Source organism: Promicromonospora sp. NPDC057488 (genome assembly GCF_042802395.1).
GTDB lineage: Bacteria > Actinomycetota > Actinomycetes > Actinomycetales > Cellulomonadaceae > Promicromonospora.
The window spans coordinates 1-19,832 of the sequence record NZ_JBHVEG010000119.1; the positions used below are offsets into that span (position 1 = coordinate 1).

General features: G+C 74.8%; 18 protein-coding genes. 3 read left to right on the forward strand and 15 right to left on the reverse strand.

Annotation, left to right across the window (positions count from 1 at the left end):
* Positions 1-65: 65 nt before the first annotated feature.
* The 10 genes from ACFU5G_RS20840 to ACFU5G_RS20885 all read right to left on the reverse strand — a co-directional run bounded on the left by ACFU5G_RS20840 (position 66) and on the right by ACFU5G_RS20885 (position 11,896).
* Positions 66-2,819, reverse strand: a complete 2,754-nt coding sequence (locus ACFU5G_RS20840; protein ID WP_377249154.1) for a molybdopterin-dependent oxidoreductase — start codon at positions 2,817-2,819, stop codon at positions 66-68.
* 199 nt (positions 2,820-3,018) lie between these two features.
* Entirely contained in the window at positions 3,019-3,849 is an 831-nt protein-coding gene (locus ACFU5G_RS20845; protein ID WP_377249157.1) for an FAD binding domain-containing protein, read from the reverse strand.
* Positions 3,850-3,860: 11 nt separating this feature from the next.
* A complete protein-coding gene (locus tag ACFU5G_RS20850; protein WP_377249160.1) occupies positions 3,861-4,697 on the reverse strand; it encodes a MurR/RpiR family transcriptional regulator in 837 nt (278 codons plus the stop codon).
* Entirely contained in the window at positions 4,694-5,953 is a 1,260-nt protein-coding gene (locus ACFU5G_RS20855; RefSeq protein ID WP_377249163.1) for an allantoate amidohydrolase, read from the reverse strand. The genes ACFU5G_RS20850 and ACFU5G_RS20855 overlap by 4 nt, the downstream gene beginning before the upstream one ends.
* On the reverse strand, positions 5,950-7,197 hold the full coding sequence (locus ACFU5G_RS20860) for a pyridoxal-phosphate-dependent aminotransferase family protein (RefSeq protein WP_377249166.1): 1,248 nt from the start codon (positions 7,195-7,197) through the stop codon (positions 5,950-5,952). Before ACFU5G_RS20860 ends, ACFU5G_RS20855 begins: the two co-directional genes overlap by 4 nt.
* A complete protein-coding gene (gene allB / locus ACFU5G_RS20865) occupies positions 7,194-8,738 on the reverse strand; it encodes an allantoinase AllB (protein WP_377249169.1) in 1,545 nt (514 codons plus the stop codon). The genes ACFU5G_RS20860 and allB overlap by 4 nt, the downstream gene beginning before the upstream one ends.
* The gene (gene pucL / locus ACFU5G_RS20870) at positions 8,735-9,709 is read right to left on the reverse strand and encodes a factor-independent urate hydroxylase (RefSeq protein WP_377249172.1); all 975 of its coding nucleotides are present in this window, start codon (positions 9,707-9,709) and stop codon (positions 8,735-8,737) included. Before pucL ends, allB begins: the two co-directional genes overlap by 4 nt.
* Positions 9,710-10,003: a hydroxyisourate hydrolase gene (locus tag ACFU5G_RS20875; protein WP_377249175.1), complete on the reverse strand. Its 294-nt coding sequence runs from the start codon at positions 10,001-10,003 to the stop codon at positions 9,710-9,712. It lies immediately after the preceding gene.
* Positions 10,000-10,536, reverse strand: a complete 537-nt coding sequence (uraD, locus tag ACFU5G_RS20880; RefSeq protein WP_377249178.1) for a 2-oxo-4-hydroxy-4-carboxy-5-ureidoimidazoline decarboxylase — start codon at positions 10,534-10,536, stop codon at positions 10,000-10,002. Before uraD ends, ACFU5G_RS20875 begins: the two co-directional genes overlap by 4 nt.
* A gap of 217 nt (positions 10,537-10,753) precedes the next feature.
* Positions 10,754-11,896: an amidase family protein gene (locus tag ACFU5G_RS20885; protein ID WP_377249181.1), complete on the reverse strand. Its 1,143-nt coding sequence runs from the start codon at positions 11,894-11,896 to the stop codon at positions 10,754-10,756.
* Positions 11,897-12,063: 167 nt separating this feature from the next.
* Here ACFU5G_RS20885 and ACFU5G_RS20890 point away from each other — a divergent pair, with 167 nt between their 5' ends.
* A complete protein-coding gene (locus ACFU5G_RS20890; RefSeq protein WP_377249184.1) occupies positions 12,064-13,056 on the forward strand; it encodes a LuxR C-terminal-related transcriptional regulator in 993 nt (330 codons plus the stop codon).
* 13 nt (positions 13,057-13,069) lie between these two features.
* Here ACFU5G_RS20890 and ACFU5G_RS20895 read toward each other — a convergent pair whose 3' ends face one another.
* From ACFU5G_RS20895 to ACFU5G_RS20905, 3 genes are all read right to left on the reverse strand, one after another.
* On the reverse strand, positions 13,070-13,354 hold the full coding sequence (locus ACFU5G_RS20895; RefSeq protein ID WP_377249186.1) for a hypothetical protein: 285 nt from the start codon (positions 13,352-13,354) through the stop codon (positions 13,070-13,072).
* A 6-nt stretch (positions 13,355-13,360) separates the two neighbouring features.
* A complete protein-coding gene (locus tag ACFU5G_RS20900) occupies positions 13,361-13,540 on the reverse strand; it encodes a hypothetical protein (RefSeq protein WP_377249189.1) in 180 nt (59 codons plus the stop codon).
* Between the two features lie 188 nt (positions 13,541-13,728).
* The gene (locus ACFU5G_RS20905) at positions 13,729-15,324 is read right to left on the reverse strand and encodes a peptidase inhibitor family I36 protein (RefSeq protein ID WP_377249191.1); all 1,596 of its coding nucleotides are present in this window, start codon (positions 15,322-15,324) and stop codon (positions 13,729-13,731) included.
* A 197-nt stretch (positions 15,325-15,521) separates the two neighbouring features.
* On the opposite strand from ACFU5G_RS20905, the gene ACFU5G_RS20910 reads away from it, so the two are divergent.
* On the forward strand, positions 15,522-16,403 hold the full coding sequence (locus tag ACFU5G_RS20910; RefSeq protein ID WP_377249193.1) for a GNAT family N-acetyltransferase: 882 nt from the start codon (positions 15,522-15,524) through the stop codon (positions 16,401-16,403).
* A 637-nt stretch (positions 16,404-17,040) separates the two neighbouring features.
* Here the strand turns inward: ACFU5G_RS20910 and ACFU5G_RS20915 are convergent.
* On the reverse strand, positions 17,041-18,183 hold the full coding sequence (locus ACFU5G_RS20915; protein WP_377249195.1) for an acetamidase/formamidase family protein: 1,143 nt from the start codon (positions 18,181-18,183) through the stop codon (positions 17,041-17,043).
* 65 nt (positions 18,184-18,248) lie between these two features.
* On the reverse strand, positions 18,249-18,821 hold the full coding sequence (locus ACFU5G_RS20920) for a TetR/AcrR family transcriptional regulator (RefSeq protein WP_377249197.1): 573 nt from the start codon (positions 18,819-18,821) through the stop codon (positions 18,249-18,251).
* A 70-nt stretch (positions 18,822-18,891) separates the two neighbouring features.
* On the opposite strand from ACFU5G_RS20920, the gene ACFU5G_RS20925 reads away from it, so the two are divergent.
* Complete coding sequence (locus ACFU5G_RS20925) at positions 18,892-19,830, forward strand: DMT family transporter (protein WP_377249199.1); 939 nt, start codon at positions 18,892-18,894, stop codon at positions 19,828-19,830.
* Positions 19,831-19,832: the final 2 nt, after the last annotated feature.

Genomic DNA, 19,832 nt, shown 5'->3' on the forward strand with positions numbered 1-19,832 from the left:
CGTCGAGACCGGTCGGTTGATGGACCGGTCTCGACGCAAGGGACCGATCTCGGGTGCCATGGCGCTCAGCGCAGCAGCTCCCACAGCCGGTCGGGGCGCATCGGCAGGTCGCGCGGGCGCACGCCGGTCGCGTCGGTGATCGCGTTGGCCAGCGCGGGCGCCACCGGGTTGTACGGCGCCTCGCTCATCGACTTGGCGCCGCGGGGCCCGAGCCGGTCGACGGTGTCGGCGAACAGCACCTCGGTCTCCGGGATGTCGGCGGCCTGCGGCACGCGGTAGTGCCGCAGCCTGTCGGTCACGACCACGCCGTCGCGCACCACGAGCTCCTCGGTCAGGGCCGAGCCGATCGCCTGTGCCACCCCGCCCTCGACCTGCCCGCGGAGCTGCTCCGGGTTGATCACGACACCGGCGTCGGCGGCCTGCACGGACTGGAGGATGCGCACGGCGCCGGTCTCGCGCTGCACGGCGACGCGGAAACCGTGCACGTTGAACGCGACGGACCGGGGCGAACCGTCGTGCGTGGCCTCGGCCGACATCCCGGCCAGGTCCCGACGGGCTCGACCGCCGGGTGCGTCGCCTCGACCGCCAGGCCCGCCGCGGGTCGAGCCGGTCGGGACCACCGCGTCGAGCTCGGCGCGCAGGGCCGCGGCCGCGCGCTGGACCGCCAGGCCCGCCACCACGGAGCCCGCGGAGCCGAAGGCGCCGGTGTCGTGGCCGGACGTCGCCGTGTCGGACGGGCGCACGCGCACCCGCTCGACCGGCACGCCCAGCTCCGTCGCCGCGAGCTGCGCGTGCACGGTAGTGGTGCCGTTGCCGAACTCGGCGGTGCCGACGTCGACCACGAAGTCGCCGTCGGGCGCGACCGTGACCCGCGCGTGCGTGTAGTGCCCGCGCGGCGGGATGGTCGCGATCATCGCGAGCGCCACCCCGCGCCCCTCGGCCCAGCCGTCCGGGGCGGTCTCGCCGCGGCCGGAGGCCAGCGCGTCGTCGACGAGGTCGAGGCACTGGTCCAGGCCGTAGGACCCGTACTCCAGGTCGCCGTCCACCGGCTGCCCGACGACGAAGGGGTCGCCCGGGCGGATGACGTTGCGGCGGCGCAGCTCGACCGGGTCAAGGTCCAGCCGGGCGGCGAGCTCGTCGAGCGCACCCTCGATCGCGAACTGCACCTGCCCCAGCCCGTACCCGCGGAACGCGCCGGACGGCAGGTTGTTCGTGTAGACCGACTCGGCGTCGACGCGCTTGTTCGGGGCGCGGTACACGGCCATGGACTCGTGCACGCCGTGGAACATGACGCCGGGCGCGTGGTTGCCGTAGGCGCCGGTGTCGGCCAGCACGTCGATCGCGAGCGCCGTGAGCTCCCCGGTCGCGGTCGCGCCGGCGCGCACCGTGACCCGGAACGGGTGGCGGCACGGCACGGTCGTGAACTGCTCGGTGCGGGTGAGCTCCCACTGCACGGGCCGCCCGGTACGCAGGGTCGCGAGCGCGACGACGTCCTCCACGAGGAGCTCCTGCTTGCCGCCGAACCCGCCGCCGACGCGGCCCGCGACCACGCGGACGCGGTCCCGCGGCAGGTCCAGGAGGCGGGCGAGCTCGTCGCGCACGAGGAACGGCACCTGGGTGGAGGTGCGCACGTGCAGGACGGGGCCGTCGGGACTGTCGGCGCCGGGACTGTCGGCGCCGGGGCCCGGCTCCAGCCAGGCGCGGGCGCCGTGCGTCTCCAGCGCGACGTGGTTCACGCGCGCCGTGGTCCAGGTCCCGGTCACGGTCGCCGCGGACGCCGCCAGGGCCGCCTCGACGCCGTCCTGCCCGGGTGCGGCGTACTCCTCGTGGACCTGCGCGACGACGTTGCGGCCCGCCTCCGCGACGCGGTGCTCCGCCGGTGTCTTGCCGGGGTGCAGCAGCGGCGCGCCGGGGCCGCGGGCGGCCTCGGGGTCGAGGACGGCGGGCAGCACCTCGTACTCGACCCGGACCAGGGCGAGCGCCTCGCGGGCCCGCCGCGGCGTCTCGGCGACGGCGACCGCGACGCGCTGGCCCACGAACCGCAGCACGGGGTCGAGCATGCGGGTGTCGTCGGGGTCGTCGAGCCGGTTCTGGTGCCGTCCGGTCGAGTAGAGGGTGTCCGGGACGTCGTGGTGCGTGAGCACCAGGTGCACGCCGGGCGCCTGCCGGGCCGCGGTCGCGTCGATGCGGGTGATCCGCGCGTGCGGGTGCGGGCTGCCGAGCACGGCGACGTGCAGCAGGCCGGGCGGGGCCGGCTCGTCCAGGGTGTACGGCTCGCGCCCGCGCACGATCCGCGCCGCGGCCGGCGCGACGACGGCCCGGCCGAACGCCTCCCCCGGCTCCGCGACCTCGGTGTTCACGCGGCCGGCGACGGCGTCGCGGATCGACCGGTACCCGGTGCAGCGGCAGAGGTTGCCCTTGAGGAGCTCGCTGGTCGACGGCGCATCAGTCTCGGCAGGCTCGACCAGCGAACCCGCGACCGTGCAGACCATGCCCGCGGTGCAGAAGCCGCACTGGAACCCGGCGGCCTCGACGAACGCGCGCTGCACGGGGTGCAGGGCCTCCGCGTCGGCGTCCGGGTCGCCGCCCGGGCCTAACCGGCCGAGACCTGCCGCCGTGACCACCTCGGCGTCGACGGCGCGGTGCGCGGGCACCAGGCACGACTGCACCGGGGCGCCGTCGAGCAGCACGGTGCACGCGCCGCAGTCGCCCGCGTCGCAGCCCTTCTTCACGGCGGTGGTGCCCTGTTCGCGCAGGAAGGTACGCAGGCACTGGCCCGGCCGGGGCTCGGCCGTGACGTCGGCGCCGTCGACCCTCATGCGCCGCACCCCGTCCGCGGCGGCCGAGACCGGGGAGCCCTGCGCTGCGGCCGGCCGGCCCGGCCCGTCAGGTTGTGGAGCGTCTCGGGGAAAGTCCATCTCTCCGAGGTGTGTTGCTCTGCGTAGACATTGTCGACGCAGAGCAACACGCCTGGCGGAGTACCCGTTTCCCCGCGGCGATATGTCCACCTGGATGTACTCAAGCCGCACCGCCCAGCTCGTCGAGCGCCTCGTGCGCCAGGCGCCGAGTCATCGCGGCGCGCCAGCGGGCGCTGCCGTGGGTGTCCTCGAACCAGCCGACGGTGCTGCCGATCCGGTCGAGCCAGCGGTCGAGCATGTCGTGGTCGCGGGCGTACAGGCCGTGCGGCGCCGTCACCGATGCCGTCACGACGATCCGGGGGCCGCGCTCGCCCGCCCGGCCCGTCACCATGGCCGCCGTCCGGCCGTTCGGGGTGAGCGAGGCCCGCCGGAACACGGTGCGCCGAGCGAGCGCGAAGGCCGGCACCCGGACCTCGCGGAGCACCTCCCCCGGCTCCAGGGCGACCACGCCCGCGCCCGTGACCAGGTCGGCGCCGGCGACCTCGCGCGAGCCGCCGTCCGGCATCCAGATCACCGCCTGACCGTGGAGCGCCCCGAACAGACCGACCATCGAACCGGCGGGCAGCCCCAGCGCGAGGTTGCCGCCCACGGTCGCGGTCCGCGCGACCTTCGCGGACAGGGACAGCGCCGAGACGCACTCCCCCACGATCCCGAGCGCCCGGTACGGACCGGCCGCCCCGGGAGCACCGCCGAGTGCCCCCGGCCCCGCGACCAGCTCGGCCAGCGTGCACGTGCCGGACACCCGCAGCCCGGCCCCGTCCACGGACCACGGCTCCCAGCCGAGCCCCGTGAGGTCCACCAGTCCGGTCACCCCGGCGGGCACCGGCTCGGAGTACAGGAACGTGCCCCCGCCCAGGAACACCTCGCCGGGCCGCAGCACGCAGTCCTCGCGGGTCCGCGCGATCCGCACGGTGTCGATGTCCAGGTCCATGAAGCCGCAGGTCACCTCTCGTCGATCTCGCGCAGCAGCTCGTACCGGGCGTCGATCGCCTCGACGCGCGCGGTCGAGCCGTCGAGCACCTCGTGCACCCGGTCGGACAACATCGCCACGACGCTGACCGGCGCGACCAGCGAGTCGAACGCGCCCTCGGTCGTGATGGGGCACTCGATCCACCAGGTCACGCTGCTCGCGAGGTGCCGCAGGCTGGCGTCGGCGAGCAGCAGCACCCGGACGCCGTCGGCCAGGAGGGCCTCGACCATCTCGCCCACACGGAACGCGTGCCGGCGGATCGAGACCACCACGACGACGTCGTCGGGGCCGAGGCCCACGAGGTCGTCGGCGAGCGACTGGCCCGGGCCGGGCGCCAGGTGCACACGCCCGCGCACCTGGACCAGGTTGCGCCGCAGCTGTGTGGCCGGACCGAGCGAGCCCCGGCGTCCGACGACCACGACGTCGCCCGCGGTCGCCAGGGCCTCGGCGATCTGGTCGAGCGTCGCGTCGTCGAGCGCGGCGTAGACCTTCTCCAGGTTCTTGACCTCCTGCTCCAGCCGCTCGCGCAGCCCGGGCGCGGGGTCCACCGCGATGGGCAGGCCGCGCCCGCGCTGGGTGCGCAGGTCCTCGCGCAGCCCCTCGAAGTCCTCGTAGCCGAGCTTGCGGAACAGCCGGCTCATGGTCGCCTTGGAGACCCCGGCCAGGGCGGCGAGCTCCGTGGCGCGGTAGGTGCCGAGGTCGCCGAGGTGGTCCAGCAGGGCGTCCGCGGCGCGGCGCTCCTGCGGGGACAGCTCCCGGTAGCCGGCGGCGATGCGGTCCTCGAGCGGACGGTCCGCGAGCGACGTCATCGGGCCTCCTCCGCGAGCGCCAGCACGGCCGCGGTGTACGCGTCGAGGGCCAGGTCCACGTCCTCGGGCTCCACGTGCTCGTCTGGGTGGTGGCTGATCCCGTCGCGGCAGCGCAGGAACAGCATGCCGACGTCGGTCACGGCGGCCATCGCCATGCCGTCGTGCCCGGCGGGGCTCCACAGCCCGAGCGGGTCGGACGACGTCGTGGTCGCCTTCGTGATCCCGGCCGCCACCGCCCGGCTCAGCCGCGGGGCACAGGCGGTCGACGGCGCCCGGTGGGTCTCGGTGTGCTCGACCGTCACGCCCCGCGCGTCCGCGATCTCGCGGCCGGTCGCGGCGATCTGGTCCCACAGCGCGTCGCGGTCCGCGTCGGTGCGACCGCGCAGGTCGAGGGTGAGCTCGGCCCGGCCCGGGATCACGTTGACGGCCCCGGGCTCGACGTGGATGTCGCCCACGGTGGCGAGGCAGCCGGCCGCCCGGGCCAGCCCCTCGATGCGGGTGACCAGGTGCGCGGCGGCGACGAGCGCGTCGCGGCGGCGGTCGAACGGCGTGCCGCCCGCGTGCCGGGCCTCGCCGGTGACGGTGAGCACGAACCGGCGCGCCCCGGCGATGGTGGTCACGTACGCCAGCGGCAGGTCGCTGTCCTGGAGCTCCGGCCCCTGCTCGATGTGCGCCTCCAGGTAGCCGACCAGGTCGGCGGGGCGGCGGGCGGCGTCGCCCACCCGGTCCGGGGGCAGGCCGAAGCGTGCGAACGCCTCGCGCAGGGTCACGCCGTCGGCGTCGGCCTGGTCCCACCAGGCCTCGTCCCACTGGCCCGACGCCGCGCAGCTGCCCAGCAGCGCCTTGCCGAACCGGGTGCCCTCCTCGTCGGAGAACCCCACGACCTCCAGCGCGAACGGCAGGGCCTGGCCGCGCAGCCGGTGCGCGACGGCGATCGCGAGCACCACCCCGAGCATGCCGTCGTACCGCCCGGCGTCGGGCACGGTGTCGAGGTGCGAACCGAGCACGAGCGCGGGCTCGCCGGGGGTGCCGGGCCGCTGGGGCGCGCCGGCCGCGGACCGGCGGCCCCAGATGTTGCCTGCGGCGTCGGTCTCGGTCTCCAGGCCGGCGTCGAGCATCCAGGCGCGGACCGCCGTGTTCGCGGCCGCGTGCTCGGGCGACAGGTACACCCGCTCCAGCGCGTCCGGGCGCGCGGAGTGCCGCGTCAGGTCGTCGCAGCGGGCCATGACCCAGGCGGTGGTGCCGATCCCGGTCACAGGGAAGCCTCCTGCTCGACGACGGTCCGGTGGCTGTCGTAGACCGCGAGCGCCGCGGTGACGCCGCCGCCCGGCTCCGTGGCGAACCCGGCCCGCCGCAGCTCGTGCTCCAGTGCCGCGAGGGTGGTCAGCACGGCGTCGCGCCGGGCGTTGAAGCCCATGGTGCCGATGCGCCAGACCACGCCGTGCAGGGGGCCGAACGAGGTGCCGATCTCGATGCCGAAGTCGTCCAGGAGTGCGCCGCGCACGGCGTCGCCGTCCACGCCGTCGGGGATGCGCACGGCCACGACGTTGTGCATCTTGTGCGCGACGTCGCCGAAGACCTCCAGGCCGAGCCCGAGCACGCCGGCCAGCATCGCGGCGCCGTGCCGGGCGTGCCGGCCTGTGGCCGCGGCCATGCCCTCGGTGACCAGGAGGCGGGCGCACTCGCGCGCCGCGTAGAGCATGGAGGTGGCCTCGGTGTGGTGGTTGAGGCGGCGGGGACCCCAGTACTCCATGATCTGCGCGAGGTCGAGGTAGTTCGACTGGATCGGCGCCCCGTGCGGCGCGACGTCGTCGGCGGTGCGGATGCCGGCCTCGACGTGCCGACGCCGCTCGATGGTGGCGACGGCCGCGGGCGAGAGGGTCACGGGCGCGCTGCCCGACGGGCCGCCGAGGCACTTCTGCAGGCCGGCCGTGGCGGCGTCGACGCCCCACTCGTCGGTGTGGAACGGGTTGCCGCCCAGGGTCGCGGTGGCGTCGACGTACAGGAGCGCGTCGTGCTCGTGGGCGATCCGGCCGAGCTCCGCGAGGGGCTGAGCCATGGTGGTGGATGTGTCCCCGTGGACGACGGCGACCACGCGCGGCCGCACCCGGCGTACGGCGTCCTCGATCTGGCCCGGGTCGAAGACGGTGCCCCACGCCGTCTCGATGGTGTGCACCTCGGCGCCGGCGCGGGCGCAAATCTCGGCGAGCAGGTGCCCGAACCGGCCGAACACGGGCACGAGCACGCGGTCGCCGGGCTCCAGCAGCGACACGAGCGCCGCCTCGATGCCGGCGCGGGAGGTGCCGTCCACCAGCAGGGTCTGCTCGTTGACGGTGTCCCAGACCGTGCGCCACAGCACCATGGCCTCGGTCATGGTGTCGGTCATGAACGGGTCGAACTGGCCCACGAGCGGCGCGGCCATGGCGCGCAGCACCCGCGGGTCGGCGTCCACGGGACCGGGGCCCATGAGCAGCCGGGCGGGCGGATGGACCTGCCTCATACGGGCCTCCTGGCCTCGTCGGCAGCGGCGCTCCCGGGGCGGGCGATCAGCCGCCCGTCGCCGCGCACGTGCTCGACGTCGTTCGCCGGCCGCCAGGTGCCGCCGTCCAGCTGGCCGTGCACCACACCCTCGGAGAACTCGTTCATCACCACCTGCCCGCCGAGCACGGTGTGGGTCACCGCCCCCGTGACGGTCCGGCCGTGGTAGGCGCTGACGGGGTTGCGGTGCGCGAGCTGCGCCGCGTCGACGGTCGTGACCGTGTCGGGCTGGTAGACGACGAGGTCCGCCGCGGCCCCCTCGGCGATGACCCCCTTGGGCCGGTCGCCCCGGTCCAGGCCCACGAGCGCCGCCGTGTTCTCCGACGTCCACCGGGACACGTCCGCCAGCGGCACACCGCGCCGGCGGGCGGCGTCGGCCAGGGCGACGAAGCCCGTCTGCAGGCCCGAGATGCCGCCCCAGGCGGCCTGCAGGTCTGTCTCGCCGACCGGACCGCCCAGCACCTTCTCGGCCACGGACGACGGCGAGTGGTCGCTGACCACGCAGTCCAGGATGCCCTCGCGCAGCCCGTCCCAGAGGGCGTCCTGGTTGCCCCGGTCGCGGATCGGTGGGCAGCACTTGTACGCGGCGTTCCCGTCGGGCACGTCCTCCGCGGCGAGCACCAGGTAGTGGTGGCACGTCTCCGCCGTGACGGGCAGGCCCTCCGCCTTGGCCTCCGCGAGCAGGTCGAGCACCTTCGCCGAGGACACGTGCAGCACGTGCGTGCGCGCCCCGGTCTCACGCACGGCGTCGAGCAGGGTCCGCACCGCCGCCGTCTCGGCCTCGTCGGGACGGGAGAGCAGGAAGTCGGCGTATGCCCGGGACGGCGGGTGCGGAGCCGCCGCGAGGACCGCCGGGTCCTCGGCGTGCACCGCCAGCAGGCCGTCGAACCGGACCAGGCGGTCCAGCACCACGAGCAGCTCGTCCGGGTCGAGCGGCGGGAACTCCGGGACGCCGGAGTCGGCGAGGAAGCACTTGAACCCCAGGACGCCCGCGTCCCAGAGCGGCTCCAGGTCGTCGGCGTTGCCGGGCACGGCCCCGCCCCAGAAGGCGACGTCGACCGGCAGGCGGCCCGACTCCCGGTCCGCGTCGCCGGGCAGGCGTTCCGCCGCAGCCCGCGCCGCCGCCTGCTTGACCCGCAGCGCCGCCACGCTCGTGGTCGGCGGGATCGAGTTGAGCGGCATGTCCACGATGGTGGTCACGCCGCCGTACGCCGCGGCGCGTGCCGCCGACGTGAACCCCTCCCAGTGGGTGCGGCCCGGCTCGTTGACGTGCACGTGGGTGTCGACGCCACCGGGCAGGACCACACGGTCGTGCAGCTTCCAGACCGCCGTCGGTCTGGGCGGCGGGGCGCCGAACATGTCGTCGGCCGGCTTCAGGACGGCGTCCGGGTCGGAGGTGCCCCACCACACCTGGGCGATCCGGTCGCCCTCGGTCCGGATCACCGCCGGGCGCAGCTCGCCCTCGACGAGTACCCGTTCGGACCCGATCAGCCTGTCGGTCATACAAATCCTCCGATCGTGGACCACACGGGATGCTCCCGGCCGTCCGGGTTGTCCGGGCCGGCCCCGGACCGCTGGACCGCCGCCTCGATGAGGCCGTAGGGCCGGTCGGCCGCGAAGAACACCTCGCCCGGGTTGTCCAGGCCGAACGGCTCCAGGTCCACCAGGAAGTGGTGGTTGTTGGGGCAGGACAGCCGGATCTCGGCGATGTCGCCGAACGCCTCCAGCACCGCGCGGCCCATCGCGAAGACGGTCTGCTGCAGCGCCAGGGAGTGCAGCTCGGCGAACGTCGCCAGCAGCAGGGCGCGGACGGCGGCGAAGCGCTCGTCGTAGTCCGCCGGGCCCGCGGCGTCGGCGAACGACGGCGCGTACCGCCACCAGGCCGTGACGTCGGTCGCGAGGATCCGGTCGTCGGTCTCGGGCAGCGTCGTGTACCGGTCGCGCGGGAACCCGGAGAACTCCGAGCCCGTCGACTTGAGCACCGTGACGTCGCTCAGCCCGGCGAGCACGGTCAGGCCCGCGTCGTCGGCGTGCACGAGCGCGGTGCGGCGCTCGGCGGCGCCGCGGACGAAGGCGTGGTCGTGACCGGCGGCGTGGTCGTGACCGGCGGCGGCCGCGCTCGTCCCGCCCGTCGCGCCGTCCGCGCCCGTCCCGATCCGCTCCCAGCCGTACTGCTCCGCGCGCCAGCGCCCGCCCGTGACCTGCGGCTCCGCCAGGAAGTGCCGCGCGAGCCGCAGCAGGAACGTCTCCGGCGAGCCGACGCCGTCCCGCGCGAACGCGTACATCGTGTTCTTCTGCGTGTCGGTGGCGATGACGCCCGTGTTGTCCCCGGACTCGTGCGTGGCCCGGAAGTCCCCGCGCAGCTGCGAGGTGATGCTCAGGTCGGTGATGCGGTGCCGCGGGGTGTCGCGGTCGACGCGCACCAGCCGGACCTCGGCCTTTCCGTACTGGTTGGGACCCAGGACGATCGACATTCAGCTCCCCCGGTAGGTGGTGTAGGCGAACGGGCTCAGCAGCAGGGCGACGTGCGTGTGGTCGGGGGCGAGCACGACGTCGAGCACGACCTGCCCGAAGAACGTCTCGCGGTCCTGCGCCCCGAACCAGTCGCCGACGGCGAACGTCAGCACGTGCCGGCCGGGCGTGACCTCGCCCCAGGCGATGCGGCCGTCGGCGTCGGTCACCTCCCGGCGGTCGCCGAGGGTGACGGTGAGCCCGGCGGCGGGGAGGCCGCGGGCGGCGTCGAGCACGTGGGTCGACGCGGTGCTCACCGAGCCACCGCCTGGTCGCCGGCGGCCGGGGCCGGACCCGGGACGCTCTCTTCGACGATCGTCTCGAGCCGCAGCAGGGCGATCTGGCGCAGCTGCTCCGCGGTCACCAGCGCCTCGGTCGCCGGGTCGTTGGCCAGGCGCTCGGTGAGGTTGGCCAGGATCTGCTCCGCGGTGCGACCCGCCGCGCGGACCAGGAAGATGCGGCCGAACCGCGCCTCGTAGGCGGCGTTGCCCTCGGCGATCCGGGCCGCGGTCGCCTCGGCCGCCGTCGGCTGCTCGGTGCGGGACATCCGGGCCGCCGTGCCGTCGCCCGCCGCGCGCTCGCCGATGCGCGGATGGTCCGCCAGGGCAGCGTCGACGTCCTCGGCCGTCCAGTCGGCCGCGGCCCGCATGGCGTGCAGCAGCAGCTTGTCGCGGCAGGCGAACGGGCGGCCGGACACCATCGCGTCGACCCACGAGTCGACGTCGGCGCAGGGCCGGACGGTCGCCGCGGCGTCGGCCGGGGACAGGGCGTTGAACGTCGCGAGGTCCATGACACAAATCTACGGTTTCAACGCGATTTGCGAACGGCACGCGAGTTTCAGCCCCGTAAATCTTCGAGCCGAGCTGCCGATCACCCGTACGGCAGGGCGTCGAACGTAGGGTTCGTCGGCGCATGAGGCGCCATGCCGCGACCAAGCCTACGTTCGACGCCGTGGCGGCGCGACGGCGCGCGAGCGCCGGCGCGGCGCAGCACGAGCGGCGCGCGGTTCAGCGCGCGAGGCGGCCCGCCAGGGCGAGCAGCGACAGGTCCGCGCCCACCGGGCCGACCAGGCAGGCGCCCGCGGGCAGACCGCCGGCCGTCGGCACCGGGATCGACACCGCCGGCAGCCCGCCGAGCCCTGCCACGCAGGTCAGCAGCATCGTCGCCTCACGGGCGGCCTCGGCCTCCGCCGGCAGCGGGGCCACCGTCGCGGCCGACGGCAGCAGGAGCACCCGCTCCCCCAGCCGCTCCCGGATCTCGGCCCGCGCCCGCCCGACGTCGGCCCGCGCGGCCTCCGCCTCGTCCGCGCCGATCGACCGCGCCCGCTCGAACCGGGCGCGCACCGCGGGCCCGAGCGTGTCCATCCGCCCCGCCAGCCACGCGCCGTGGGCGGCCCACGCCTCGGCGGCCTGCAGCGTCTGGAACGCGGCGAGCCACGCCGGCTCGGGCGCCCAGTCCACCGGCCCGGCCCCGGCGGTCCGGGCGAGCTGCCCGACGGCGTCGCGCACCTCGGGCGCGGCCAGGTCCAGCAGGGTGTCGCTCACCACGAGCGGGACGTCGTCGGGCAGGGCGATCCGGTCCGCGGGGAGCAGCACCCGGCCCACGCGGGCCAGGGTGTCCGCGTCGCGGGCCAGCCAGCCCACCGTGTCGAAGGACGGCGCCAGCGGCAGCAGCCCGCCGGACGCGACCGCGCCGTGCGTCGGCCGGATGCCCCACAGCCCCTGGTAGGCGGCGGGCACGCGCACCGAACCGCCGGTGTCGGTGCCCAGGGCCACGCTCGCCTGGCCGGACGCCACGGCCGTCGCCGGGCCCGACGTCGAACCACCGCTGATCCGGCCTGGCGCGCGCGGGTTGGGCGGCGTGCCGTGGTGCGCGTTGGCGCCGGTCAGCGAGTAAGCGAACTCCTCGGTCTGCGCGATGCCCGCGACGGCGGCCCCGGCCGCCAGCAGCCGGGCGACGGCGTCGGCGTGCGCCTGCTCGACGGGCGCCGCCGCGAGCCACGCCGGGTTGCCCGCGCCGACGCGCTGTCCGGCCACGGCGAACAGGTCCTTCACCGCCACGCTCTCGCCGTCGAGCACGCCGGGGCCGGTCGGGGCGACGAGCGGACCGGGTTCGGGCCGGACGCGCCACACGCTGAGGTCGAGAGCCATGCGCCCATGCTGCCAGGCCGACCGAACCAGCAGGTCAGACGGCACGTCGCAGCGGAGCGGGTGAACTCTGGGGCTACCTCTTCTCGGGCCTCCCGCCCTGTGCGATCCTGCGAGACCGGGACGGCCACCCGGCGCCCCTGTCGTCCGTCCGATCGGGGTGTCGCACCATGCTGCAAGGACTTGGGCTGTCCGGAACCGCCGAGTCGGTATACCTCCAGATGCTCCGGGACCGCGACGCGGGGCCCGACCTGCTCGCGGCCGCGCTCGGGATCGACGAGGCGCAGGTCCGCGACGCGCTGGACGAGCTGTCCCGCCTGATGCTCGTCGAGGAGTCGTGGGCGGGCGACGAGGGGTTCCGCCCGGTCAGCCCCGAGGTGGGGCTCGCCGCGCTGCTCGCCCGGGAGCAGGCGCACGTCGCGCGGCGCAACCAGGAGATCGAGGAGGGCCGGGTGGCGCTCGCCCGGCTCGTCTCCGAGCTGCAGAACGTGCGCCGGGGGCCCGACGTCGAGGTGCTGGGCACCGCCGAGGAGGCACGCGACCGGCTGGCGACGCTCACCGCGGGGTGCACGCACCAGCTGTGCACGTTCGTGCCGACGCGCGCCACGTCGTCGCGCGCGCTGGAGTCGAGCCGCGCGCTGAGCCAGGTGCTGCTGGACCGCGGGGTGCGGATGCGCACCGTCTACCTCGAGAGCATCCGCAACGACCAGCCCACCTGGGACCACGCGACGTGGCTGCGCAACAACGGCGCCGAGGTGCGGCTGGCCGCGACCATCCCGGTGCGCCTGCAGATCATCGACCAGGACCACGCGATGGTCCCCCTGGCGGACGCCGAGTCCGGGTCCGGCGCGGTCGTGATGACCTCCCCCGGGGTCGTGGCCGCGCTGATGGCCCTGTTCACGCAGACCTGGCGGTCGGCCACCCCGCTCGGCGCGGACCGGCGGCGCGACCACGACGGCCTGTCGGTGCAGGAGCGCGAGCTGCTGCGGCTGTGGGCCAAGGGTGCGACCGACGAGGCGGCGGGCCGACGGCTCGGCGTGTCCCTGCGGACGGTGCGCCGGCTCAGCAGCGTGCTCATGGAGCGGCTGGACGCCGGCAGCCGGTTCCAGGCCGGGGCGCGGGCCCTGGAGCGTGGCTGGCTGGCCCCCGCGGACCTCAGCTGAGGCCCGCCCGACCTCAGCTGAGGCCCTCCGGGCCCCAGACCCGCACCGTGCCCAGGGTCCAGCCCTCGCCCAGGGCGTCGGCCGCGGTCAGGACCAGGCGGCACCCGGTCGCCGCCGCCTGGTCCAGCGGGACCAGGAGGAAGACCACCACGCCGAAGCCACGGGGCCGCACGCCGGCGTAGACGTGGGCCAGCTCGTCCCGCGGTACGGCCGCGGCCCGGACCTCCTCGACGAGTCTCGCCGACGTGATCCAGGCCGCGTGCTTCGGCGCCTCGACGGTGATGCTGACGATGCGCACGGGACATCAGGGCTGGGCGGTCGGCGGGGCCGCGTCCCACACGGGCGCCGAGACCGGGGCGGTCTCCCACTGCGGGTCCGACTCCCACTGCGGGTCGGACGCGACGGCCGCCCCCTGGCCCGCGGCGGTGAGCAGTGCGGCGAAGAGGGCGACGGCGGCGACGCGCCGGACGGCGTTGATCTGCACGATGATTCTCCATCTCGAGAAGGGGGATTCTTTTGTCTGCCCCAATCCTTTCCCGGACCCGGAACCCCAACAAGAGAAATGGCCTGTCACGCAGGTGCCGCGACAATTCTGGCCGCGAATACGACGAATGGCACTGTCCTGCCACCGTTACCGGTGGCAGGACAGTGCCATTCATCTTCCGGCCCGGATCACATGTTCACCCGGATGCCGAAGTCACCTCCGTACACGTTCGTCACGTGCACGCTGGTCGAGTTGCGCGGTGGCGCCGCCTCTACCATCTGACCGTTTCCTAGATATATGGCTACGTGGTACGTGCTGGACCAGCCGCCCCACATGATCAGGTCACCGCGCTGCAGGTTGCTCATGGAGACCTTGGTGCCCTTGCTGAGGTGGGCGCCGGTGTAGGTGCCGATGTCGACGCCGGCGCCCTGCCAGAACGCGTACTGCGTCAGGCCGGAGCAGTCGAAGCCGAACCGGCTCCGGTCGTCGTAGCCGCCCGGGCTGCAGCAGATGCCGTAGGTCGGGCCGTACTTGTTGCCGCCGCCCCAGGAGTAGGTGTAGCCCTGGCCGGTCTGCGCGAGCGCGGCCTGGATGACCCGCTCGACCTTCTGGTTGTAGTCGCCGCTGGTGTCGCCACCGGGGCCGCCCGGGTCGACAGGACCCTCGGAGACCGGGCACGTGGTGCCGGTGATGAACTTGTGGGACGCGTTGTTGTTGTACAGCGTGCCGTTCAGCGCGCCCTTGAAGCCCGCCGCCACGGCCTGCGAGGAGCCGCCGTAGTAGCTGTTGTAGTAGACGCAGACGGTCTTGCTGGACCGGTTCCACACGGAGGCGGCGTTGTTCTTGATGCACTCGCCCTGGCCGGCACCCGAACCCTTGTAGTCGTAGCACGACGGCTGTGACGTGCCGTAGTCACCGACCGAGTCGGTGAAGTCCGAGATGGACCCCGCGTTGCCGCTGTTGTAGTAGTAGCAGATCTCCCCGGACTCGCAGGTGCCGCTGCGCGAGCCGCCGCCGGCGGCCGGGGCCCCGACGAACTGGTGCGAGGCGTTGTTGTTGTAGAGCGAGCTGTTGAGCGCGCCCTTGAACCCCGGCGCGACGTCCTGGTAGGTGCCCGCGTAGTTGCTGTTGTAGTAGACGCGGACCGTCTTGCTGGACCGGTTCCACACGGAGGCGGCGTTGTTCTTGATGCACTCGCCCTGGCCGTTGCCCGCGCCCTTGTAGTCGTAGCAGGTGGGCTGGGAGTCGCCGTAGCTGCCGGCGGACTCGGTGAAGTCCGAGATCGACCCCGCGTTGCCGCTGTTGTAGTAGTAGCAGAACTCGCCGTCCTCGCAGGTACCGCTGCGCGCACCCGTGTCGGTGCCGGCGGTGCCCACGAGCTGGTGCGAGGCGTTGTTGTTGTAGAGCTCCGCGCTGAGCTGGCCCTTGTAGCCCGAGCCGATGTTCTGGTACTCGCCGCCGTACCCGGTGTTGTAGTAGACCCGGACGGTCTCGCCCGTCCGGTTCCATACGGAGGCGGCGTTGTTCTTGATGCACTGGCCCTGGCCGTTGCCCGAGCTCTTGAAGTCGTAGCACGAGGGCTGCGCGGTGCCGTAGTCGCTGACCGAGCCCGTGAAGTCCGAGACGGAACCCGCGTTGTCGCTGTTGTAGTAGTAACAGAACTCGCCGCTGTCGCAGACCCCGTCACGTGCGGCGGCCGAAGCAGGCCCCGCGACGCCGACCACGGCCCCGAGGAGCGAGGCCACCAACGAGATCACCGCGAGAAGTGCAGACGCTCTTCTCATCACCATTCTCCTTCCAGCGGGCCAAGGTATGACCCGGTGATTTATCTGCCGGTCCGGGGTGCCGGATCGGATACGGAGATGTTTGCAATGCGGTAAATGAGCCGGGAAGTGGGAGAAAGGTGCCACGGGCACGCGTGTCACCAGTGGGCCACCAAAATGATTGGCGGGCCGGCGGGGCCGAGAGGTTGGATCAGCCCATGACGATCATGAGGGGCGATCCCGGGATCGACGACCTGAACCGGGCCACCGGGGCGCTGCGGGAATGGCAGTCCGACGCCGCACCCGTGCAGCTGCACCCCGGGGACATCGGCTGGTTCCGGCGCTTCGGCGCCTCCGCCGCGGCCGCCGCCGTCCGCACCTGGAGCCGGGACGGGCGGGTGCTCGCCGTGGGCCTGCTCGACGGCGCCCGGCTGCTGCGCCTGACGACCGCGCCCGACGCGCGCCAGGACGAGGAGCTCGCCCGCCGGCTGGTCGCGGACCTGTCGGCGCCGGACCAGGGCGTGCTGCCGGACGGCGCCGTGAGCGTCGAGGCGCCCGACGGCGCCCTGGTGCAGGACCTGCTGGGCGAGGCGGGCTGGGGCCTCGACGACCCGTTCGCCCCGCTGGTGCGCGACCTGACGGACCCGGTCGATCCCGCCCCGGTCGAGGACTCCGGCGTGCGGGTCGAGGTGGTCGGCCCCGAGCAGGTGAGCGAGCGGACCGCCGTGCACCGGGCCGCGTTCGGCGGCCCGACGTTCGTCGACGAGCGCTGGCACGACATGGCGGCCGGGCCGCTGTACGCCGACGCGCGCTGCCTGCTGGCGCGGGACGCCGCGGGCACGGCCGTGGGCGCGACGACGGTGTGGTCGGCCGGCCCCGGGCGGCCCGGGCTGATCGAGCCCCTGGGCGTGCACCCGGACCAGCGCGGTCACGGCTACGGGCGGGCGATCACCGTCGCCGCGGCGGCCACGCTGCGGGAGCTCGGGTCGTCGAGCGCCGTCGTCATCACCGAGAGCGCGCGCACCCCCGCCGTCGCGACCTACCGGTCGGCAGGGTTCGAGCAGCTCCCGGACTGGTACGACCGCCGCCGCGGGGCCTGACCCGCGGGGCCCCACCGCCCGGGGCAGACGTGGCCGGGCGCGGGCGAACGTAGGGTTCGTCGGCGCCTGCGCGCTCATGCGCCGACGGGCCCTACGTTCGGCTGCGACGGGCCGGGCCGCCACCGCACCGCCACCGCGCCGCCGCCGAACGTAGGTTTCGTCGGCGTCTGGGCGCTCTTGCGCCGATGGGACCTACGTTGGGCTGCGGCGGGCCGGGCCGCCACCGCACCGCCACCGCACCGCCGTCGAACGTAGGGTTCGGCGCCGTGTGAGGGCTCATGCGCCGACGGGCTCTACGTTCGGCCGCGGCGGGCCGGGCCGGGCCGTCACCGCACCGCCATCGAACGTAGGGTTCGTCGGCGTGTGGGCGCTCATGCGCCGACGGGCCCTACGTTCGGCTGCTGCCGACCGCGGCGTGCTGCGCGTAGCCACCGCGCGGCCGCCCCCGCGCGGCCCACCGCGGCCGGGACACGGGCGCGGGCGCAGCCGCGGGCGAACGTAGGGTTGCTCGGCGCCTGAGCGCTCATGCGCCGAGCGGCCCTACGTTCGGCCGCGGCGGGCCGAGCCGCGACGGGCCGAGCCGCGGCGGGGTCTGGCCGCGACGGGCGGATCGGGCCGCCGCCGGCGCGCACCGTGCCTACCGCGGCAGGAAGTCCGCCTTGCGGATCCGCGCGTGCACGCCCTTGACGACGTCGACCACCTGCGAGATGTCGAAGTCCGTCGCGGCGGACAGGTACGCGTAGGCATGCGCGGGCGCCATCCCGTACCGCACGCCCAGCAGCGCGACCGCCGCGCGCACGCAGTTCTGCACGGCGACGTCGAGGTCGCGGTCCAGCCCGGTCGGCACCAGGAACTCCGTGGTCTCGGCGAGCGGTCCGGCCAGCTCTCCGAAGGCCGCGACGGCGTCGGACGCCGGGATCACGTCGAACCCGAGCCGCACGCGCAGCGAGGCCTCGAAGGCGGTGAGCGCCACCTCGCCGTCACCCTGCGCGAAGTGCGGGTCGCCCACGTACGCGAGCGCCCCGGCCACCTGCACCGGCAGGTAGAGCGTGGACCCGGCGCCCAGCAGGTTGATGTCGATGTTGCCGCCGAACGGCCCCGGTGGCACCGAGTGCGGCCGCTCGTCCCCGGCCGCGGCCACGCCCATGATGCCGAGGAACGGGTGCAGGTCGAAGCCGACCCGGGCGGCGGAGTCCTCCGCGAGCGGGATGGACCCGCGGCCGGCGCCGTCGGCCCAGGTGTCCACCTCCGCGAAGACGCTCACGATGCCCGCCCCGCCGGCCGGGAACTCGTCCGGCAGGGAGCCGCGGCCGTGCCGGTTGGAGATGACGCCGTACGGCACTCGCGGCTCGGTGGACAGCACGCGGATCGCGAGCAGGTCGCCGGGCCGCGCGCCGCGCACCTCGACCGGCCCCGTGACCACGTGGCCGCCGTGCGCGCCGGGTGCATCGGGCAGCCCCGGCGTCCGCGCGCCCAGGCGGGACCGGCGGGCGGCCGCGAGCTCCACGGCGTCGGCCAGGACGGCGTCCTCGGGGACGCCCCGCTCGACGAAGTACGCGACCGGGTCCCCGCCCTGGTCCTCCAGGAGGCCCTCGTGGGACAGGGTGTCGACGACGACCTCCTGCCCCGGGTCCACGCTCAGCACCGCCGTGTCCGCCGCGCAGGGCAGGCGGCCCCAGTACGCGGTGTCGGGCGAGGTGGGCAGGTAGGTGGCCCCGTCGACGACGTCGGCGGTGGGGCCGGTGCCCGTGCCGGGCTGGAGGATGCTCTGCTGGTGCACGGGCCGAGAGTACACAGCGGCCCTGCGCCCGGTCCTGCGCTCGGCCCCGGCCCCGGCCCTGCCGCTCAGTCCCGCAGCAGGGCCCCGGCCGCCGCGCGCGCGACGCCGAACGCGTCCGGCTGCGCACGCGTCGTGTGCGCGACCATCGCACCCTCGTAGAGCAGGTGGACCTGCGCGCCGACACCCTCCGCGTCCGGGTGCCCGGCGTCGCGCAGCAGGCCCTGGAAGGCGGCCAGCATGTACTGCTTGTCGGCCAGGATCACGGCGTTGCCCGGGTGTTCGGTGCCGCCGATCTCGCCGTGCGCGTTGACGAAAGCGCACCCGCGCACGTTCTCGTCGGCCCACTCCTCGGCGACCTCCAGCGCCACGAGCACCTGGTCGAGCCCCGTGGCCCGGCGTTCCGCGAGGTGCTCGCGGAACCACGCCGCCCAGCGCTCGTGCCGGCGCGTCAGGTAGGCGGCGACCAGCGCGTCCTTGGAGCCGAACCGGTCGTACAGCGTCTTCTTGGTGACGCCGGCCTGGTCGGCGATCAGGTCGACACCGACGCCGCGGATGCCGCGCTCGTAGAACAGCGTGCTGGCCGTGACGAGGATGCGCTCGCCGGCCGGGGTGTCGGGGTTGGGGCTGCGTCGTGGCACGGGACCTCCTGAGCTGCTGGGATGCGGGGTCTACTGCGAGTATACCGACCTGTATGGTTACCTGCTGGGCATGAGCTTTTTCCGGCATCTCGCCCCCGCCCTCCTCGTGGTGATGTGGAGCTCCGGCTTCGTGGGCGCCACGTTCGCGGCCCCGGTCGCGCCCGCCACCACCACGCTCCTGTGGCGCTACGTCGTCGCCGCGCTGCTGATGGTCGTCGTGGTGCTCGCGCTCGGCCGCCGGTACGGCCCGCGCTACCTGCGGCGCGAGGCCGTGCTCGGCGCGCTCGGCCAGGCCGGCTACCTGTACGGCGTGTTCCGCGCGGTCGAGGAGGGCCTGCCGGCCGGGACCGCCGCCCTGCTCGCCTCGCTCCAGCCGGCGCTGGTCGCGGTCGTTCTCTCAGGGGTGGGGCGCAGGAGCGGGGGCGGACGCCGCCAGGCCGTCGGCCTGGCCATCGGCTTCGCGGGCGTCGCGCTCGCCGTCGGGCCCGACGTCGCCGCGGGGTCCGGCGCCGCGGGCGCGCTCTGGGCGGTGCTCGGGATGCTGTCGCTGTCGGCCGCCACCGTGCTGGGCGACCTGTGGCCCGCGCCCGACGACGGTCGCGGGCACGACGTCCTGGACTCCCTGGCCGTGCAGGGCGTCGTCGCGCTCGGGGTCTTCACGGTGCTCGCGCTGGCGAGCGGGCAGGCCGCACCGCCCGCGGACCCGACGTTCTGGCTCGCGATCGCCTGGCTCGTCGGGCTGGCGTTCCTGGGCGGGTACGGCATGTACCTGTACGTGCAGCGCACGCGGGGCCCGGTCGCGGTGAGCACGTGGCTCTACCTCACCCCGGCGGTCTCCGCCGCGTGGGCCTGGGCCATGTTCGGCCAGGACCTGCCGCTGCTCACGGTGGCCGGGTTCGTGGTGAGCCTGGCGGGCGTGCTGCTCACCCGGCCGCCACGGCCGCCCCGGCCGGCGGGCGCGACCCGGCCGGGTGCTCGGCAGTTGGCATCGAGATCGGCTCAGGCCTGAGC

Excerpts from the sequence above, each read along its gene's own strand:
- ACFU5G_RS20840 (WP_377249154.1), bottom strand. The coding sequence starts at position 2,819 with ATGAGGGTCGACGGCGCCGACGTCACGGCCGAGCCCCGGCCGGGCCAG.
- ACFU5G_RS20845 (WP_377249157.1), bottom strand. The coding sequence starts at position 3,849 with ATGGACCTGGACATCGACACCGTGCGGATCGCGCGGACCCGCGAGGAC.
- ACFU5G_RS20850 (WP_377249160.1), bottom strand. The coding sequence starts at position 4,697 with ATGACGTCGCTCGCGGACCGTCCGCTCGAGGACCGCATCGCCGCCGGC.
- ACFU5G_RS20860 (WP_377249166.1), bottom strand. The coding sequence starts at position 7,197 with ATGAGGCAGGTCCATCCGCCCGCCCGGCTGCTCATGGGCCCCGGTCCC.
- allB (WP_377249169.1), bottom strand. The coding sequence starts at position 8,738 with ATGACCGACAGGCTGATCGGGTCCGAACGGGTACTCGTCGAGGGCGAG.
- pucL (WP_377249172.1), bottom strand. The coding sequence starts at position 9,709 with ATGTCGATCGTCCTGGGTCCCAACCAGTACGGAAAGGCCGAGGTCCGG.
- uraD (WP_377249178.1), bottom strand. The coding sequence starts at position 10,536 with ATGGACCTCGCGACGTTCAACGCCCTGTCCCCGGCCGACGCCGCGGCG.
- ACFU5G_RS20885 (WP_377249181.1), bottom strand. The coding sequence starts at position 11,896 with ATGGCTCTCGACCTCAGCGTGTGGCGCGTCCGGCCCGAACCCGGTCCG.
- ACFU5G_RS20890 (WP_377249184.1), top strand. The coding sequence starts at position 12,064 with ATGCTGCAAGGACTTGGGCTGTCCGGAACCGCCGAGTCGGTATACCTC.
- ACFU5G_RS20905 (WP_377249191.1), bottom strand. The coding sequence starts at position 15,324 with ATGAGAAGAGCGTCTGCACTTCTCGCGGTGATCTCGTTGGTGGCCTCG.
- ACFU5G_RS20910 (WP_377249193.1), top strand. The coding sequence starts at position 15,522 with ATGACGATCATGAGGGGCGATCCCGGGATCGACGACCTGAACCGGGCC.
- ACFU5G_RS20925 (WP_377249199.1), top strand. The coding sequence starts at position 18,892 with ATGAGCTTTTTCCGGCATCTCGCCCCCGCCCTCCTCGTGGTGATGTGG.